At 28.5% G+C, this 18510-nt stretch carries 24 protein-coding genes; 6 read left to right on the plus strand and 18 right to left on the minus strand.

Annotated features, from left to right (window positions below):
• Nucleotides 1-7 precede the first annotated feature (7 nt).
• Genes trpC through ACNSOS_RS01970 form a run of 4 tightly spaced genes read right to left on the minus strand, consistent with a single transcriptional unit; the run spans nt 8 to nt 3168 of the window.
• Nucleotides 8-799 carry an indole-3-glycerol phosphate synthase TrpC gene (gene trpC, locus ACNSOS_RS01955; protein ID WP_418185752.1) on the minus strand — a complete coding sequence of 264 codons (792 nt, stop codon included), beginning with the start codon at nt 797-799 and terminating at the stop codon, nt 8-10.
• Nucleotides 796-2100 (minus strand): hypothetical protein, encoded by a 1305-nt coding sequence (locus tag ACNSOS_RS01960; protein WP_418185753.1) that lies wholly within the window; start codon nt 2098-2100, stop codon nt 796-798. Before ACNSOS_RS01960 ends, trpC begins: the two co-directional genes overlap by 4 nt.
• Nucleotides 2076-2459, minus strand: coding sequence for a YkgJ family cysteine cluster protein (locus ACNSOS_RS01965; protein ID WP_418185754.1), 384 nt, complete (start codon nt 2457-2459; stop codon nt 2076-2078). The genes ACNSOS_RS01960 and ACNSOS_RS01965 overlap by 25 nt, the downstream gene beginning before the upstream one ends.
• Complete coding sequence (locus tag ACNSOS_RS01970; protein ID WP_418185755.1) at nt 2452-3168, minus strand: tRNA1(Val) (adenine(37)-N6)-methyltransferase; 717 nt, start codon at nt 3166-3168, stop codon at nt 2452-2454. Before ACNSOS_RS01970 ends, ACNSOS_RS01965 begins: the two co-directional genes overlap by 8 nt.
• A gap of 141 nt (nt 3169-3309) precedes the next feature.
• On the opposite strand from ACNSOS_RS01970, the gene ACNSOS_RS01975 reads away from it, so the two are divergent.
• The 4 genes from ACNSOS_RS01975 to ACNSOS_RS01990 are packed head-to-tail and all read left to right on the plus strand — an operon-like array spanning nt 3310 to nt 6189.
• Nucleotides 3310-3639: a 4Fe-4S binding protein gene (locus tag ACNSOS_RS01975; RefSeq protein ID WP_113893862.1), complete on the plus strand. Its 330-nt coding sequence runs from the start codon at nt 3310-3312 to the stop codon at nt 3637-3639.
• 2 nt (nt 3640-3641) lie between these two features.
• Nucleotides 3642-4772: a 2-oxoglutarate synthase subunit alpha gene (locus tag ACNSOS_RS01980; protein ID WP_113893863.1), complete on the plus strand. Its 1131-nt coding sequence runs from the start codon at nt 3642-3644 to the stop codon at nt 4770-4772.
• Nucleotide 4773: 1 nt separating this feature from the next.
• Nucleotides 4774-5607: a 2-oxoglutarate ferredoxin oxidoreductase subunit beta gene (locus ACNSOS_RS01985; RefSeq protein ID WP_113893864.1), complete on the plus strand. Its 834-nt coding sequence runs from the start codon at nt 4774-4776 to the stop codon at nt 5605-5607.
• 12 nt (nt 5608-5619) lie between these two features.
• Nucleotides 5620-6189 carry a 2-oxoacid:acceptor oxidoreductase family protein gene (locus ACNSOS_RS01990; protein WP_113893865.1) on the plus strand — a complete coding sequence of 190 codons (570 nt, stop codon included), beginning with the start codon at nt 5620-5622 and terminating at the stop codon, nt 6187-6189.
• Nucleotides 6190-6194: 5 nt separating this feature from the next.
• On the opposite strand, the gene ACNSOS_RS01995 is transcribed toward ACNSOS_RS01990, so the two are convergent.
• From ACNSOS_RS01995 to rpe, 3 genes are read right to left on the minus strand one after another with little or no spacing between them, the layout of a single operon-like run.
• Nucleotides 6195-7013 (minus strand): 3'-5' exonuclease, encoded by an 819-nt coding sequence (locus ACNSOS_RS01995; RefSeq protein ID WP_418185756.1) that lies wholly within the window; start codon nt 7011-7013, stop codon nt 6195-6197.
• Nucleotides 7000-7593 (minus strand): phosphoribosylanthranilate isomerase, encoded by a 594-nt coding sequence (locus tag ACNSOS_RS02000; RefSeq protein ID WP_418185757.1) that lies wholly within the window; start codon nt 7591-7593, stop codon nt 7000-7002. The genes ACNSOS_RS01995 and ACNSOS_RS02000 overlap by 14 nt, the downstream gene beginning before the upstream one ends.
• Nucleotides 7590-8231 carry a ribulose-phosphate 3-epimerase gene (gene rpe / locus ACNSOS_RS02005; RefSeq protein WP_418185758.1) on the minus strand — a complete coding sequence of 214 codons (642 nt, stop codon included), beginning with the start codon at nt 8229-8231 and terminating at the stop codon, nt 7590-7592. The genes ACNSOS_RS02000 and rpe overlap by 4 nt, the downstream gene beginning before the upstream one ends.
• Before the next feature lie 104 nt (nt 8232-8335).
• Between rpe and ACNSOS_RS02010 the strand changes: the two genes are divergently transcribed.
• Nucleotides 8336-9319 (plus strand): phospholipase A, encoded by a 984-nt coding sequence (locus tag ACNSOS_RS02010; protein ID WP_418185759.1) that lies wholly within the window; start codon nt 8336-8338, stop codon nt 9317-9319.
• Between the two features lie 47 nt (nt 9320-9366).
• On the opposite strand, the gene guaB is transcribed toward ACNSOS_RS02010, so the two are convergent.
• The 8 genes from guaB to rpmJ form a co-directional block, all read right to left on the minus strand.
• Complete coding sequence (guaB, locus tag ACNSOS_RS02015) at nt 9367-10812, minus strand: IMP dehydrogenase (protein ID WP_418185760.1); 1446 nt, start codon at nt 10810-10812, stop codon at nt 9367-9369.
• A gap of 18 nt (nt 10813-10830) precedes the next feature.
• Nucleotides 10831-12189: an Asp-tRNA(Asn)/Glu-tRNA(Gln) amidotransferase subunit GatA gene (gatA, locus tag ACNSOS_RS02020; RefSeq protein WP_418185761.1), complete on the minus strand. Its 1359-nt coding sequence runs from the start codon at nt 12187-12189 to the stop codon at nt 10831-10833.
• 159 nt (nt 12190-12348) lie between these two features.
• Nucleotides 12349-12699, minus strand: a complete 351-nt coding sequence (gene rplQ, locus ACNSOS_RS02025; protein WP_113893872.1) for a 50S ribosomal protein L17 — start codon at nt 12697-12699, stop codon at nt 12349-12351.
• A gap of 14 nt (nt 12700-12713) precedes the next feature.
• A complete protein-coding gene (locus ACNSOS_RS02030) occupies nt 12714-13712 on the minus strand; it encodes a DNA-directed RNA polymerase subunit alpha (RefSeq protein ID WP_418185762.1) in 999 nt (332 codons plus the stop codon).
• 19 nt (nt 13713-13731) lie between these two features.
• Entirely contained in the window at nt 13732-14358 is a 627-nt protein-coding gene (rpsD, locus tag ACNSOS_RS02035) for a 30S ribosomal protein S4 (protein WP_113893874.1), read from the minus strand.
• A 10-nt stretch (nt 14359-14368) separates the two neighbouring features.
• Entirely contained in the window at nt 14369-14761 is a 393-nt protein-coding gene (rpsK, locus tag ACNSOS_RS02040; RefSeq protein WP_113893875.1) for a 30S ribosomal protein S11, read from the minus strand.
• 10 nt (nt 14762-14771) lie between these two features.
• Entirely contained in the window at nt 14772-15140 is a 369-nt protein-coding gene (gene rpsM / locus ACNSOS_RS02045; protein ID WP_026804485.1) for a 30S ribosomal protein S13, read from the minus strand.
• Nucleotides 15141-15145: 5 nt separating this feature from the next.
• A complete protein-coding gene (rpmJ, locus tag ACNSOS_RS02050) occupies nt 15146-15259 on the minus strand; it encodes a 50S ribosomal protein L36 (protein ID WP_113893876.1) in 114 nt (37 codons plus the stop codon).
• A gap of 232 nt (nt 15260-15491) precedes the next feature.
• Here rpmJ and ACNSOS_RS02055 point away from each other — a divergent pair, with 232 nt between their 5' ends.
• The gene (locus ACNSOS_RS02055; RefSeq protein ID WP_418185763.1) at nt 15492-15854 is read left to right on the plus strand and encodes an HIT family protein; all 363 of its coding nucleotides are present in this window, start codon (nt 15492-15494) and stop codon (nt 15852-15854) included.
• A gap of 3 nt (nt 15855-15857) precedes the next feature.
• Here the strand turns inward: ACNSOS_RS02055 and ACNSOS_RS02060 are convergent, their stop codons facing one another.
• From ACNSOS_RS02060 to ACNSOS_RS02070, 3 genes are read right to left on the minus strand one after another with little or no spacing between them, the layout of a single operon-like run.
• Nucleotides 15858-16787, minus strand: a complete 930-nt coding sequence (locus ACNSOS_RS02060; protein ID WP_418185764.1) for an exopolyphosphatase — start codon at nt 16785-16787, stop codon at nt 15858-15860.
• Between the two features lie 15 nt (nt 16788-16802).
• Nucleotides 16803-17870: a 3-isopropylmalate dehydrogenase gene (leuB, locus tag ACNSOS_RS02065; protein WP_418185765.1), complete on the minus strand. Its 1068-nt coding sequence runs from the start codon at nt 17868-17870 to the stop codon at nt 16803-16805.
• Nucleotides 17870-18370: a 3-isopropylmalate dehydratase small subunit gene (locus ACNSOS_RS02070; protein ID WP_418185766.1), complete on the minus strand. Its 501-nt coding sequence runs from the start codon at nt 18368-18370 to the stop codon at nt 17870-17872. Before ACNSOS_RS02070 ends, leuB begins: the two co-directional genes overlap by 1 nt.
• Nucleotides 18371-18510: the final 140 nt, after the last annotated feature.

The raw sequence follows: 18510 nt of genomic DNA on the forward strand, positions 1-18510 counted from the left end.
TACTTATTTATTTCCAAGAGTTTTTAAACTTTAAAAGTTCATTTTTTATAGAAGGAACTCTCATAAAATGTTCTCCAATTAAAAAAGAATCTGCCCCGATACCATGAAGTCTTTTTATAACTTCAATATCACTTACACCAGACTCTGCAACAATAATTTTGTCTTTTGGGATAAGTGGGATTAATTTATCACAAAGAGTCATATCCATCTCAAAAGTTTTAAGATTTCTATGATTTATTCCTATAATATCTGCACCACATTTTAAAGATTTCTCTAAATCTTCTAAGTCATGAATTTCAACTAAAACTTCTAAATCCAAACTTCTTGCATAGCTATATAAAGAGTTTAATTCATCTTGATTTAAAGCTTTTGCTATAAGTAGCACAAAATCTGCTCCATAAACCAAAGCTTCAGCGATTTGATATTTATCAACTATAAAATCTTTTCTAAGTAAAGGGATATTCGTAAATTTCTTAATCTCTTTTAAATAATTTAAATCACCTAAAAAAAAGTGTGGCTCAGTCAATACTGAAATAGCATTTGCTCCATTATCATTATATTCTTTTGCAATTGAAATTGGGTCAAAATTTTCTTTTATGATACCTTTACTTGGACTTGCTTTTTTTACTTCAGCAATTATCCTTATAGGTTCATCTTTTGAAGACTTTAAAAAACCCTTAACATCTTTTGTTTTATATGAACCTTCTTTTATTTTTAATTCAAGTTCTTCTAAACTTATAGTTTGTTTTCTTAAATTCAAATCTTCTATTGTTTTATTTATAATTTTTTCTAAAATCACTTCTTACACTCCTTTATTTTTTCCCAATGAAATTTTATCTCTTCATCTTCCAAACCTATTTCATCAACTATTTGTTTCATATTTTTAAAAGATTCTTTACAATTTTTAATTTTATATTCACCCCATGCTAAAGTATCTATAAAAGCAATATTTGTTGGATCTTGTTCCAAGGCTTTCTTCACTAAAATTAACCCCTTATTTATATCAATATCATAATCAATCAACAAATATGCTAAATAATTTTGATATATCGGGTTAGTTGAAGTTTCTAAAGTTGTATCAAACTTTTTAATTACACTATTAAGTGAATTTTTTTTATCTTCCGCTAACTCAAACTCAATTATTGCTTGTTGTCCTAAATAATCAATATTTGAACTACTTTTATACAGCTTATCTAATAACTCATAAGCTTTTTGTATTTGATTTGTTCTTTTATAAAGTTCTAAAAGTAAATCATCTTCAATATTATTTTGTTCTAAAAATAATATTAATTCATTCACCTCAAAATTTTGAAACATAAATCCAACAGTTTTATTTAATTGTAAAGCATCTTCACTATTTTTATAATATAAAAACATATCTTTTAAAAGATTTTTTATATTATCTTTTTGTCCTAAACTATCATAAAAAGCCAACAACTGCAAAGCTATATTTAAGTTATATTCACTTTTTGGAAGATAATACTTCAAGTTCTTTATAGCCTCTTCTTTTTTATTTAAATTAAAAAATTCCAAACTTGTTATTGTTTGCATAACAGTAACAGATGCTTCATATTTTAAAGCCTCTTGTAAAGCACTATAAGAATTATTAAATTCTCCTTTTGAAGCATAAATAGCTCCTAAAAGTTCGTAATTTATACTACTTTTATAAAGATTTGTTAATTTTAAAGCCTCTTCTAAAGCTTTATCATAATCTTCAAGTCTAAGTAGTGCAAAACCATAAAGTCGTATTAATAATTCTTCTTCTTTTATATTTGGAAGTAAATATTTTTCTATCTGTTCTTTTACAGCTTCATAATCTTGAAATTGAGTCGCAATAGTGGTGTATTGTGCTAAATACTCATATTTATTTGTATTTTCAAAAAGCTTAAGATATATATCTCTTGCTGTTTCATACATTCTGATATTTTCCATTTCTAAAGCATACATAACATAATAATCTTCAAAATCAAAGGGTTTTGATTCAACTTGTGTAAACTCTTTTACTTTTTTCTCTTCAGTAATAGTTTGCTCTTTTAAACTACAAGATGCAAAAAAACTTATTATAAAAAAAGATACTAAATATCTCTTATAGCTGGGCACTCTTTGTATACCTCTTCAATATTATTTTTAAAATAGTCCCAAAAAGGGAAAGTCCTACACTGCACTGGGCGATATTCATAAATCGAGCATTGTCGTTTACTTAAATCAAAAAAACAACAAGCAAAACTATTTTTGCCTAATTTTACCTCTTTTATACTATATTTATACCCTTCTTTAAAAAGGTATTTCTCTTTTAATTCTTCAACATCCATTTTTAAATAATTTGATAAATTTTCAATTTCAATTTTATTTATCCAAATATATCCGCTTTCTCCTATACAGCAATTTCCTTGACAAACACCACAAACAGAAGGTTTAAAAGCAAAATCATATCCATCTTTTTTTATTAAATTACTCAAAATCAACCTTTATACTATGTGTTCTTATATGTTTATAAATATCTTCAACTTCTTTTGTAAAATTTGAATTTTCATCAAAAACTATTAATGGCTTTAAAATTTTCAATAAAGATTTAGAATTCTTTTTTGCATAAACTAGTACTAAACTAGCCTCTTTTTTAGCTTTTGGATACACAAATTGTAAAGCTTCTATATTAAAATTAAACTCATTTAAAAATAAAATAATCTCATTTAATTGTTTACTATCATAACAAAAAAACAATTTTCCATCATTTTTTAAAATATTAGAACTTCTATATATAAAATTTCTTAATGGCATTGAACTATTGTATCTTGCAATTTTTAAAGACTCATTTTCACTTTTTATTACATTTTGATGATAAAATGGCGGATTTGAAACACAAAAATCGAATTTTTTATCAAATTCTAAATCTAAAAAAGATCCTTTATACAAATTTGCATAAATTTTATTTGTTTTTGCATTTTTTTGTGAGAAAAACTGAAAGCTTTTTTGTATTTCACACTGATTTAGAATCAATTTTTTATAATTATTAGCAAGTAAAAGCCCTAAAATACCACTTCCACTTCCAATATCTAAAATATCACCATTAATATTTTTATATTTTTCTAAACATTTACAAATAAAATTAAACAAAAAATGTGTATCGCTGTTATAACAGTATCCATTTCTAGGTTGATATAAAACCAAAAAGCGTCCTTTTTTAAAATCTTTAGATTATATCTAAAATATTCAAATAATCTCTTTTAGTAAAATAAGGAAAGTTATAGTATTATACACGCTAAATTATATATTTTATAAAATTTAATTATATTTCAATTAAGGAAAATTATGTCAAATATTGAAGCTCCTTTAAATATCCCTGTTTGGGTAGATGAAAGTAGATGTAAGGCTTGTGATAGATGTGTATCAGTATGCCCTGCTGGAGTTTTAGGAATGCGACAAGATATTCATTCAACATTGGGTTCTATGGCAACAGTTGTACATCCAGAAGCATGTATAGGTTGTAATGATTGTGAATTATCTTGTCCAGATTTTGCAATCTTTGTATCAGATAAAAAAGAGTTTAAATTTGCAAAATTATCTTCTGAAGCAAAAGAAAGACAAGAAAAAATCATAAGTAACAATTATAAAATTTTAGATGAAGATAAAAAGGTTTAATAATGGCAAGAGAGCTAATATCAACAGGAAATGAGTTAGCAGCATTAGCGGCTGTTGACTCGAAATGTGAGTTTTTTGGTGGATATCCTATAACTCCATCAAGTGAAATAATGCACGAACTATCATCAGCTTTACCAGCAAATGGTGGAGTATCTATACAAATGGAAGATGAAATATCTGGTATTTGTACAGCATTAGGTGCATCAATGTCAGGTAAAAGAGCTATGACTGCATCATCAGGACCTGGAATTTCTTTAAAATCTGAAAACTTAGGTCTTGGTTATATAGCTGAAGTTCCTTTAGTAGTTGTAAACGTTATGAGAGGAGGACCATCAACAGGTCTTCCTACTAGGGTTGCCCAAGGTGATATTTTACAAGCAAAAAATCCAACTCATGGAGATGTAAAATCTATCACTTTAGTACCTGGTAATTTATCAGAATGTTACACTGAAATTGCAAGAGCTTTTAATCTTGCAGATAGATTTATGCAACCTGTATTTGTATTACTTGATGAAACTATAGGACATATGGCTGGTAAAGCTACAATTCCTGATTTAGAAGAAATACAAAAAAATATAGTTTTTAGAAAAAGATTTGATGGTGATAAGAAAGACTACAAACCTTACGGTGTAGGGGCTGATGAACCAGCTGTTTTAAATCCTATGTTTGAAGGGTACAGATACCATTTTACAGGACTTCACCATGGACCAACAGGGCACCCAACGGAAGATGCTGATGTTTGTGCTGCTTTGATGAACAGACTATTTACAAAAGTAGATGCTCATCTTGATGAATTAGAGTTAAATGAAGAATATCTATTAGATGATGCTGAGATTATGATTATTGCTTATGGCTCTGTTTCATTAGCTGTAAAAGAGGCTATAAATAGACTAAGACGTGAAGGAATAAAAATTGGTATGTTCAGACCAAAAACAATTTGGCCAAGCCCAGCAAAAAGGCTAGATGAACTTGTAAATAAATTTGATAAAGTTTTAGTAACTGAACTTAATATGGGACAATATACTCAAGAAATACAAAGAGTTTCTGGAAGAAGAGAGTTTGATACACTTTTAAAAGCAAATGGAAGACCACTTTCTCCGCTAGAAATTATTGAAAAAGTAAAAGGAATGTAATATGGCGTTTAATTATGATGAATATTTAAGAACTGATAAAATGCCAACTTTATGGTGTTGGGGCTGTGGTGATGGAGTTATTTTAAAATCTTTAATTAGAGCTATAGATAAACTTGGTTGGAATATGGATGATGTTTGTGTTGTTTCTGGAATTGGTTGTTCTGGAAGATTTAGTTCATATATAAACTGTAATACTGTTCATACAACACATGGAAGAACTTTAGCTTATGCAACTGGAATAAAACTAGCAAACCCAAATAAAAAAGTAATTGTGGTTGGTGGAGATGGAGATGGTTTAGCTATTGGTGGAAATCATACGATTCATGCAAGTAGAAGAAATATAGATTTAACATATTTAGTAATCAATAACTTTATTTATGGTCTAACAAATTCTCAAACAAGCCCAACAACTCCAAAAGGTATGTGGACTGTAACTATGGATAAAGGAAATATAGACCCAACTTTTGATGCTTGTAAATTAGTTGAAGCAGCAGGAGCTAGTTTTATTGCTAGAGAAACTATGATTGATCCAAAAAAACTAGAAAAGTCTTTAGTAAAAGCTATGGAACATAAAGGTTTTTCATTTGTTGAAGTTTTCTCAAATTGCCATGTTAATCTAGGTAGAAAAAATAAAATGGCAAGTGCTATGGCTAATTTAGAGTGGATTGACTCTATTTCAATTGCTAAAACAAAATTTGAAATGCTTGATGATGAGCAAAAAATAGGAAAATTTCCAACAGGAGTCTTAAAACAAGATGAAACTGCATTGGAATATTGTGAAGCTTATGAAAAAGTTAAAGAAGCACAAAGAACAAAAACTATGGTAAAACTATAAGGATAATGTATTATGGCAAATAACAGAACTTTAATGAGATTTACAGGAGTTGGAGGACAAGGAGTTTTACTTGCAGGAGAGATTTTTGCTGCTGCTAAAATAAATAATGGTGGATTTGGACTAAAAACTGCAACTTATACTTCGCAAGTAAGAGGTGGTCCAACAGTTGTTGATATAACACTTCAAGATGAAGAAATAATATATCCTTATGCAAATGATGGAGAGATAGATTTTATGCTCTCTGTTGCACAAATTTCTTTTGATTTATTTAAAAATGGTGTAAAAGATGGTGCAACAATTGTAATAGAACCAAACCTAGTTAGACCAAATGAAGAAGATAAAAAAAGATGGAATATTATAGAAATTCCTATCATAACTGTTGCAAAAGAAGAGGTTGGAAATGTAATCACACAATCTATATTAGCTTTAGCAATAGCAAACTACTTTACTGGAGAAACTATTCCAAAAGAAGTATTAAGACAGACTATGCTTTCTAAGATTCCTGCAAAACTTCATGATATGAACAATAAGGCTTATGATTTAGGTTATAAGTATGCAAAAGAGATAGATAATAGAGCTTAAAGGCTCTATTTATTTACTTTTCTAATAATATTATCACTTTTAGAAAAAGTTATTAAATCTTCTACATTTTCTATGTTCTTAAGGTCTAAACTCTGTAAACATTTCTCAAAAATAATTTTTGTTGTGAGTGCATCAAAATAAGCCCTATGGTGATTTTCTACATCTATATTCAAAAGTTCTTTTAAAGTACTAAGTCCATATTTATCAGATTGTATAGTTCTTTTTGACAAATCAATAGTACAAATCTTTCTATTTAAAAGTTTTCCTAAATTATATTTTTCAAAACTATCAGATATAAAAGTATAGTCGAATTTTATATCATGAGCAACAAAAACATCATCACCTAAAAACTCTTTAAAATCTTTTAAAACTTTTTCTATTGTAGGAGCTGTTTCAAGCATAGCAAGAGTAATTTTTGTAACTTCTTGAATATAAGGTGGTATATCTTTTGCAAAAACTAAAGAATCAAATTTATCTATAATTTCTCCATTTTTGTATTTGACAGCTCCAAGTTCAATTATTTGAAAACCTTTTTTGGGAGTCCCACCATTTGTTTCTATATCTACAAAACAAAATGTTTGTTCATTTATAGAAGTTTGTGTAGTTTTTAAAAATACAAAATCATTTTTTATATCAAGTGGAAAACCATTTATAAGTAAAAGTTCAAACTCTAATTCACTATTTTCATAAAATTTATCACTAGATTCTTCTAAAAGTAATAAAAAATCTTCGTATGGTATAGGCTCTTTTTTAAGTCTCCTTATAATATCCAAAAACGTAATTTTTGTTGGTTTAAGTATATATTTTCTTTTATAAGATTTCATAAGCTGCTTTTACAAATTTTATCATTTTTTGTATATCTTTTTTGCCTTTTTCTTTTTCAACAGAACTACTTACATCAACTCCAAAAAAACCAAACCCATCTAACTCTTTTAGATTATCACTACTTAGTCCACCAGCTAAAATAAACTTAGAACAATTAATATCTTTAAATAAATCTAAACAAAGTCGCTTTCCTTTACCACCAAAACCATCTACAAAGGCATCAATCAAATAGTAATTTTCATCTAAATTTTGTAAATCATCTTTATTTTTTACTCTTAAAACTTTTATATATTTTACTTTTAATTTTGTACAATCTAAAATATTTTCATCATCTATAATTTGTGCTAAGTGCATTTTTGATTTTTCACAAACTTCATTTATAAAATCTACACTTTCATTTACAAAAAGACCAACAGTTTGTATAAATGGTGGTAATTTTTCAACAATATATAGTGCATTTTCTGGTGTTACATACCTAGGAGATGGCTTGTAAAAAACAAATCCTAAAGCACTTGCACCAGCCTTTACAGCATCAATAGAATCAGTTACATTTGTAATTCCACAAATCTTTACTCTCATATTTGAAGACTCTTTATTGCTTTTGTATAATCATCACTTCCAAAAACGTAACTTCCAGCAACAACTACATCAACTCCAGCATTTTTAAGTTCATAAATATTTTTATCACTCACTCCACCATCAACTTCAATTAAACAGGCTGGATTTCTTTTATTTATAAGCTCTTTTAATTTTTTTGCTTTTTCAAGAACAGTTGGAATAAACTTTTGTCCACCAAAACCTGGATTAACAGACATCAATAAAACCATATCTAAATCTTCTAATAAATACTCTATATCCTCAACTCTTGTATGTGGATTTAGAGTTATAGCTGGACATATACCTAAACTTCTAATTTTTTGTATAAGTCTATGTGGATGTTTTTCACTTTCAATATGAAAAGATAGATATTTTGGTTTTAATGGAGCAAATAAATCTACAAAAAAATTGTTATTTTCAACCATCAAATGAATATCAAGTGGTTTTGTAGCAACCTTTGAGACTGGTTCTACAACGACTGGTCCAATAGTCAAATTTGGTACATAATGCCCATCCATAACATCAATATGAACTAAATCACATCCAGCATCACAAATAGCTTTTATATCTCTTGCTAAATTAACAAAATCAGCAGATAAAATTGATGGAGCAACAAGCATTTATAACCTTTTTTTTCTAAATTTTGGTGATTATATCATTTAATCTCTTTTATAAAGTATAAACCAAAATTTAAGTAAAATCTAGAAAAACTTAAAGAAATAATATGAAAAAAATGCTATTTACATTAATTTTTACTATTTGTTATGCAAATAATGTGGAACTTCTTGAAAAAGCTCAAGAGCTTGAGGAAGCAAAAGATTATAAAGGTGCTATGCTAATCTATAAGCAAATTGCAAAAGAAAATAGTCAAAAAGTTTTGGAAAAAAATATCTTAGAAACTAATAATTTAGAAAATTTCAAAAAAGAGATTTTTGTAGAAAATATAGATAAAACAGAAGACAAAGAAACAAATGATAATTTAGAACAATTAGTTACAAAAGATTTTGGAATTTATCCATATAAAAAGAATTATTTTTTACCAGCAACTTATACTTTTAACGATATTAATGGAAGAGATAAATTTGAAACTTCTTTTCAAATAAGTTTAGAAAAACCTATTTCACATAATTTCTTTGGATTTGGAGAAATTTTTAGTTTAGCCTATACTCAAAAATCTTTTTGGCAAACAGCAGAAGATTCAGCTCCATTTAGAGAATCAAATTATGAACCAGAATTTTTTGTTCAAGTTCCAATTAATAACAAATATTTAAAGTTATCTAAACTTTCAATTATGCACTCTTCAAATGGCAAAAGTGGAGATGAATCTCGTTCATTAAATAGAATATATCTTCAAAATATTTTACAGTTTGGGAATATTTTTATAACACCAAGAGTTTGGTATAGAATCCCAGAAAATTCAAAAAATGATGATAACAAAGACTTTTATAAATATTATGGTTATGGTGATTTAAATATTCTATATGCCCATAAAAAACATACTTTTGAATTGCTTTTAAGAGATAATTTAAGATTTGATAGTTCAAACAAAGGTGCGGTTGAATTTAATTGGAGCTTTCCTTTGCCAGAATTTATTGCTTCAAAGAATACTTTTGGTATTTTCCAAGTATTTCATGGATATGGTCAAAGTTTAATGGATTACGATAGAGAAGTTACAAATATTGGTTTAGGTTTAGTATTTTCAAGGTAATTAAAACCTAATTTTAAGTAAAACAAAACTTGTTTTACTTAAAAATCTTATACGTGATAGTTTGGAGCTTCATTTGTGATTGTTACATCATGAACATGAGACTCTCTTAATCCTGCACTAGTTATTTCTACAAATTCCGCATTTTCTTGGAAAGTTTTAATATCTTTACTTCCTAAATATCCCATAGAACTTCTTAATCCACCAACAAATTGGTGAATAATATCAGAAATACTTCCTCTATAAGCGACTCTTCCTTCTATTCCTTCAGGTACAAGTTTATCAGCAGCTGTTCCTTCTTGGAAATATCTATCCGTACTTCCTTTTGTCATCGCTCCAATACTTCCCATTCCTCTATAAGTTTTAAATTTTCTTCCTTGGAAAAGTACAACTTCACCTGGACTTTCATCTGTTCCAGCCAATGCACTTCCCATCATAACACAACTCGCACCTACTGCTAAAGCTTTTGCTACATCACCAGAGTATTTTATACCACCATCAGCAATTATTGGCGTTCCAGTTTTAGCCCCTTCAATAGCACACTCATCAATAGCACTCATTTGAGGAACTCCAACACCAGCAACAATTCTCGTTGTACAAATACTTCCTGGTCCAATTCCTACTTTAACTCCATCAGCTCCAGAGGCAATTAAATCTCTTGTTGCTTCAGCAGTTGCTACATTTCCAGCTATTAATTGAACATCCATTTCAGCTTTTATTGTTTTAACTGTATCTAGAATACCTTTTGAGTGCCCATGTGCTGAATCTAAAACTAAAACATCAACTCCAACTGCAACTAAAGCTCTAGCTCTATCTAATTGATTAACACCAATTGCAGCACCTACTCTTAATCTTCCAAACTCATCTTTACAAGCATTTGGATATTCTCTTTTTTTATTTATATCTTTGATTGTAATAAGTCCAATTAGTTTATTCTCATCATTTACAATTGGTAACTTCTCTATTTTATTTTGGTGCATAATTTCAGCAGCTTCATCTAAAGTTGTACCCTCTTTTGCAGTAACTAGAGGCATTTTAGTCATTTTTTCACTTGCTTTGAATCTGTAATCTTTAGTAAATCGCATATCTCTATTTGTTAAAATACCAACTAAAATTCCATTATCATCAACAACAGGAACACCAGAAATTTTATATGTTGCCATAATATCTTCTGCATCTTGAAGTGTTTGATTTGGTTTTATTGTAATTGGATCTATTATCATACCTGATTCAGATTTTTTCACTTTTTGGCATTGTAAAACTTGTGAATCAATATCCATATTTTTATGAATTATTCCAATTCCACCAAGTCTTGCCATAGCAATAGCTGCTTGATACTCTGTTACTGTATCCATAGCAGCACTTACAAAAGGAACATTTAATTCTATTTTTTTAGTAAGTTGTGTTTTTGTACAAACTTCTTTTGGTAAAACTTCTGATTTAGCAGGAACTAACAATACATCTTCAAAAGTCAAAGCTCTTTTTCTTATTCTCATTTTAAAATCCTATTTTATTTATTTAGTATAATTTACAGCTTTTTCCATAGATAAAGCACCATCAAATAAAGTTTGTTCTTCAAAACTATTAGCTATTAATTGTAATCCTATTGGTAAATTTTCTTTATCTTTTGCAACAGGTAAACTAATAGCTGGTAATCCAGCAAGATTTATAGCTATTGTATATAAATCAGTTAAATACATATCTAAAGCTGAACTATAAGCTCCAAATTTTGGAGCAGTTGTTGGAGCAACAGGAGATAAAATCAAATCTGCATTTTCAAATATCTTATCAAACTCAGATTTTATAAGACTTCTAATCTTTTGTGCTTTTATATAATAAGCATCATAATACCCTGAACTTAATACAAATGAACCAACCATAATTCTTTTTTGTACTTCATATCCAAAACCTTGTGATTTTGTTTCTACATACATATCTTTTAGTCCAGTATCACCTTTTCTAGTTCCAAATCGAACTCCATCAAATCTAGCTAAATTTGCACTAGCTTCTGCACTTGCAATAATATAATATGTTGAAATAATTTTATTTGTATCTATCATATTTGTGTGAATAATTCTATGCCCTTGCTCTTCTAAAAGTTTAACTGTTTTATTAAAAGCATCTTTTATATCATCACTTGCTTGTTCAACAAAATTATCAATTACAGCTATTGTAAATTTTTTATTTGAATCTAATTTTGAAGTAACTTTTTCATAAGATATATTTGCACTTGTAGAATCTTTTTCATCATATCCAGCAATAATATCATATAAGATTGCTGCATCCTCAACATTTTGAGTTATTGGACCACATTGATCTAAAGATGAAGAGTATGCAACTATTCCATATCTTGAAACTCTTCCATAAGTTGGCTTCATACCAACACAACCACAATAAGCAGCTGGTTGTCTAATACTTCCACCAGTATCAGTACCTAATGCAGCAATAGCCAATCCACCAGCAACAGCAGCAGCACTTCCTCCACTACTTCCTCCTGGGATTCTTGAGTTATCAATAGGATTTAAAGTTTTTCCATGACAAGAACTTTCTGTTGAACTTCCCATTGCAAATTCATCCATATTTGTAAATCCAAATGGACTTAATCCAGCATTTTTTAATTTTTCAATCACTGTAGCATTATATGGAGCAATGTAATTTTTTAAAATATTACTTGAACACGTTAGCTCCCAATCTTTAACATTTATATTATTTTTAATTGCTATTGGAATACCTGAACCACTTTTATTAATATCTTTATTCTCTAATTGCTCAACATAAGCACCTATATTACTATTTTTGATTTTTGAAGCTAAATCTTCTCTTAATTTTTCTATTTCATCACTTTGTAAACTTAGTGCTTCTTTCAATGTCATATATTGGTTCTCCTATGGTTTTTAGGTGTAGTAAACGGCTGATTATATCAAATAATGTATAAAAAAAAGGTAAATAAAAATTTTTGTGATAATTTGAAAATTTAGGAATAAAAAAAGGGATAGAAAACCTATCCCTTAAAAGAAATATATTTTTATATATTATATAAAAGAGATAAATGCCATAGCAGTAGCATCACCTTTTCTAATTCTAGTTTTAATTATAGAAGTATATCCACCATTTCTACCTACGTATTTTGGTGCAATTTCATTAATTAATTTTTTAGTAGCTTCTTTTGATTGTAACTCAGCAAATACATATCTGTGTGTATTTAAATCTGCATTTCTTGCAGTAGTTACTAATTTTTCAATATATCTTTTTAATTCTTTTGCTTTTGGAACAGTTGTTTCGATTTTCTCTCTTTCAATAATAGCAATTGCTAAATTCTTTAACAATGCTTTTCTATGAGCAGAAGTTCTATTTAACTTTCTATATCCGTGCTTATGTCTCATATTAAACCCTTATTTTATGCTTTTAGTTGCTCTAATTTTCTTCTTAAAGAAGACGCAACATTCTCTGGAAGTGTATTTTCTACTGGATATCCTAATGATTCAAGCTTTTCAGCTATTTCATTATAAGATTTTGTACCAAGATTTTTAATATTTCTTACTTCAACTTCACTCATAAGTACTAACTCACCTAAGTATTTAAGTCCATTTCTATCTAAAGCATTAAAGCTTCTAGCAGTTAAATTAAGCTCATCTATTCTTAAAACTAAATCTTTTAATTCAACTGTATCTTCGTTTGAATCACTCATAGCCAATTCTGATAAATCAAAAACTTTATTAAATACTGACATTTGTGAATACATAACAGAAACTGCTTCTCTAAATGCAACAATTGGAGAAATCTGCCCATTTGTTATAATATTAAATACAGCTTTTTCAAAGTTAGGATTATCTTCAACTAACATCTTTTCAATATTGTAAACTACTTTCTTAACTGGTGTAAAGAACGCATCAATTGGAATATAATCTGGTCCAACAATATCTCTAATATCTTCAGATGGCATATATCCAATACCTTTTTGGATAATAACTGTAAATGTTAAATTACAATCACTATTTATAGTTGCTAAATGTTCATCTGTTGAAACAATATCAACCTCAGAATTTACTAAATCTTCACCTTTAATATCTCTAGGTCCATTAAATGAGTACTCAACTGTAACTTGATTTTTATCACTATTTATTTTAAATCTCATATTTTTAAGATTTATAACAAACATTGCAACATCTTCAAGCATTCCTCTTAAAGAATCAAACTCATGAGTAACACCTTCAATTTTCACAGCAATTGGTGCATAACCAACTGAAGAGCTTAAAAGTAGTCTTCTCAACGGATGAGCTAAAGTGATAGCAAATCCATCTTCAAATGGATAAGCTATTATCTTAGCTTCATTAGCACTAATAGCCTCAATTTCAACTTCAGTTGGTAAAAACGGAGTTTCTGCAAACTTTTTCATTGGCTACCTTTTTTATTTTTTATTTAGAATATAACTCTACTATTAATCTCTCTTCAACAGGAATAACAATCTCTTCTCTTGAAGGTATTCTTGTGAAAATCCCAAATACTTTATCTTTATCTACATTAACCCAATCAACCATTCCTGTTTGATTTGTTAATTCTAATGCTCTAACTACTTGAGGATTAGATTTTGATTTTTCTTTAATTTCAATTTTTTGTCCAGCTTTAACTAGGTAAGAAGGAATATCAACTTTTTTACCATCAACTAAAACATGTCCATGAGTTGTAATTTGTCTAGCAAATGCTCTTGTTGTAGCAAATCCCATTCTATATACAACATTATCTAATCTTTGTTCAATTAATGAAATAAGAATAGCTCCTGTGTTTCCTTCTCTTCTAACCGCTTCTTTGAAGTAGTTACTAAATTGTTTTTCAGAAACACCATACATAAATTTAACTTTTTGTTTCTCTCTTAATTGTAATCCATACTCAGAAACTTTAGCTCTTCTTTGTCCGTGTTGTCCTGGAGCAAATGGTCTTTTTTCTAAAGCACTTTTACCTGAAAGTCTTCTCTCACCTTTTAAACCAAGATCTGCTTCAAGTCTTCTTTCGATTTTTTCTACTGGTCCTCTATATCTTGCCATTATTTACTCCTTACACTCTTCTTCTTTTAGGAGGTCTACAACCATTATGTGGTAATGGTGTAACATCTTTTAACCAAGTAACTCTAATTCCGTTGATTGAACCAACTGATTTAACAGCAGTATCTCTTCCAGAACCTGGTCCTTGAATTTTAATTCCTACATTTTTAATTCCATGCTCCATAGCTTTGTTTAAAGCATCTTCAACTGCAGCTTGTGCAGCAAATGGAGTTGATTTTTTAGAACCTTTAAATCCTAAGTTTCCAGCACTTGACCATGCAATTGCATTTCCAGCATTATCTGTAACTGTAACCATTGTGTTATTAAAACTAGCAGCTATATGAACTATTCCATCAGCAATGTTTTTTCTTACAATTTTTTTTCTAGTAACTTTTCTTTTTGCCATCTATAATTCCTTATTTAGTTGCTGCACCAACAGTTTTCTTTTTACCTTTTCTTGTTCTAGCATTAGTTTTAGTCTTTTGCCCTCTACAAGGTAAACCTTTTCTATGTCTTAATCCTCTGTATGAACCTAAGTCCATTAAAGATTTAATATCCATAGCAACTTTTTTTCTTAAATCCCCTTCTACTAGGTAGTTTTCTTGGATCTCTTTTCTAATTAAAGCTGCTTCATCTTCTGTTAATTCAAATGCTCTTTTATTAAAATCAATTCCAGTAGCATTTAAAATAAGTCTTGAATTATGTAATCCAATTCCAAAGATGTATGTTAAAGCATACTCCATTCTTTTTTTGTTTGGTAAATCAACACCCGCGATTCTTGCCATGTGTCTTATCCTTGTCTTTGTTTATGTTTTTTGTTTTCGCAGATAACTCTTACGATACCTCTTCTTTTGATAACTTTACATTTATCACACATTGTTTTCACTGAAGCTCTTACTTTCATAAGCTGTATCCTTCTTTATTTGTGTTTAAATTTCCACTATTCAACAGGAAAAGTTCTTAAAAAACTTTTCCAACTCTCTATAAAATAGTTAGTATATTTTATAAAAACTTCTTCAATGGTTGAAAAAATGGAATTGGATTATATTTAATTATTACTTAAAGCTCGTTGAATATTAAAATCTTCTTTAATTTAAATTATAGTAACATTCTCCATATATAAAATAAGGATATAAATGTCAGTAATATTTAAAAATGAATTTATAAATATACAAATTGAAGATAGCGAAATTCCTTGGCTTAAGATATTTACAAATGAACAAATAAAAGAGTTTTCACAGTGTAATAAACAAACAAAAGAAGAGATATGGAAATATCTCGATATTATAGAAAAAATTATGATCAAATACTTTAACCCAGATAAAATAAATATTGTATCATTTGGAAATTATGTACCTCATGTACATTTTCATATTATGGCAAGATTTAAAGAAGATTCTTTTTTTCCTGAACCAATGTGGGGTAAAAAACAAAGAGAGTCAAAATTAAATTTACCATCTTTTGAAAAGTTTTATGAAGAGTTAAAAAATAATTTTTAACTCTTATCCATCTTGATTAATTTTTGATATTAGCTCTTCTAAAATCTGTTCTGATTTATCATTATATATTTGACACGCTCCAGCTTTTTTGTGTCCACCGCCACCATATTTAAGCATTAATTCACCAATATTTGTATTTGATGTTTTATTTATAATAGATTTTCCTGTACTAAAAACTGTTTTTTCTTTGTCTTTTGCCCAAAATATATGAATAGAAATATTTTGTTCAGGGAAAAGTGTATATACCATAAATCTATTCCCAGGATATATAATTTCTTCATATCTATAATCAATAATTAAAAGATTTCCAAAAACTTTAGTACATTTTTTAAGTTGCTTTTTAAACTGCTCTTCATATTGAAAATATAAATCAACTCTTTCTTTTACATCAGGTAATTCTAAAATTTCATCAATATTATGTCTTGAACAATAATCAATTAAATCCATCATTAGCTGATAGTTTGATATCCTAAAATTTCTAAATCTTCCTAAACCTGTTCTACTATCCATTAAAAAACTAAGTAACGCCCAAGCTCTAGGTTCAACTATATCTTCATAAGTAAAATCTGCACTATCAGCCTTATTTGCTCCTAACATCATACCAGTAAAATATCCTGGAAATATCTCATCTCCATCATAATAGTCATAAACAACTTGTGCAGCACTTGCTGCATTTGGATCTATGATATGATTATCTTTTTTCTCATTTCTTAATGTTTCACTAAAATGGTGATCAAAAGCCAAATAAACACCTTCAACATAAGGAAGATTTGTTGTTATATCATTTGAAGTTATCTCAATTTTACCATCTTGCATATCTTTAGGGTGAACAAATGTAATTTCATCAATAATGTCAAGATATTTTAATAATGTCCCACAAACAAGTCCATCCATATCGCTTCTAGTAACTAATCTATACTTTTTATCACTCATATAATTTTCCTAAAATTATCTATTTATGTACTCTACTATTTTATCACCCATTGCACTACAATTTAAAACTTCTTTTGCATCATATGACGCTAAATCTTTTGTTCTATATCCATCTTTTAGTACAATTTTTATTGTATCTTCTATCAAATTTGCAGCTTTTTCTTCATTTAGAGAATATCTTAGCATCATTGAAGCACTTAAAATTGTGGCTAATGGATTTGCAATTCCAAGTCCTGCAATATCTGGTGCTGAACCATGAATTGGCTCATAAATAGCTGTTTTATCTCCTGTAGAAGCTGAAGGTAAAAGTCCAATAGAACCAACAACCATAGAAGCAGTATCACTTAAAATATCTCCAAAGATATTTCCTGTAACTATTACATCAAATTGTTTTGGATTTCTAACTAACTGCATTGCAGCATTATCTACATACATATGAGAAACTTCAACTTCTGGATAGTTTTTAGCAACTTCATTTACTGTATCTCTCCAAAGTTGCGAAACTTCTAAAACATTTGCTTTATCAACAGAACAAACTCTTTTATCTCTTTTCATAGCTAATTCAAATGCTGTTTTTGAAATTCTTTCAATTTCAGGCTTTGTATATACCATAGTATTGAATGCTTTAAATCCATCATTCTCTCTAGGTTTTCCAAAGTAAATACCACCAATAAGTTCACGAACAACCATAATATCGCAACCTGTTATAACTTCAGGTTTAAGTGTTGATGCATTTACTAGTTCATCATAAACTATCGCTGGTCTTAAATTTGCATAAACTCCCATTTTTTCTCTAAATTGTAAAAGTCCTGTTTCTGGTCTTAATTCTCTTGGTAAAGTATCCCATTTTTCTCCACCAATTGCACCAAACAAACAAGCATCACTATTTAAAACACCATCAACTGTATCTTGAGGAAGAGGAACACCAGTTGTATCAATAGCAATTCCTCCCATTAAATACTCTTTATAACCTAAAGAGAATCCACATTTTTTAGAAGCTGCATCTAAAACTTTTATAGCTTCAGCTACAATTTCAGGACCAATTCCATCACCTTTTATTATAGAAATATTATAATTTTTCATTAGTTTGCCTTTTTCATTTCATCTATTGCATAGTTTATTAAACCACCACTTGATATCAACTCTTGCATAAATGGAGGTATTGCTATAAATTTATAAGTTTTTTTTGTAGTATTATTTGTAATCTCACCATTATTTAAATCAATACTAATCTCTTCACCCTCTTTTATCTCTAAAGATTCAGGTAATTCAAAAATAGGTAATCCCATATTAAAAGCATTTCTATAGAAAATTCTAGCAAATGATGGAGCTACAACAGCAGCTATTCCAGCGGCTTTTAAAGCTATTGGAGCATGTTCTCTACTTGAACCACATCCAAAATTTTCTCCAGCAACTATAATATCACCTTTTTTTAATTTTTTTGGAAAATCTGGATCAGCATCTTCCATAACATACTTTGCTAAATGTTCTGGATCTGAACTATTCAAATAACGAGCTGCTATGATAACGTCAGTATCAATATTTGCTCCAAAATTCCAAACTTTACCTGTAATTTTACTCATACTTTGTCCTTATATTATTAAACACTAAATTCATTGAAGTAAAAATTTTATCCAATATTTTAGTAAACTTTGTTTAAATAAGTAATCCTTAATACGATATTCAAATTATTTGGGTATAATGTTTGACTATTTCATAATAT

This window comes from Aliarcobacter vitoriensis, assembly GCF_048320235.1.
GTDB classification, from domain to species: domain Bacteria; phylum Campylobacterota; class Campylobacteria; order Campylobacterales; family Arcobacteraceae; genus Aliarcobacter; species Aliarcobacter vitoriensis.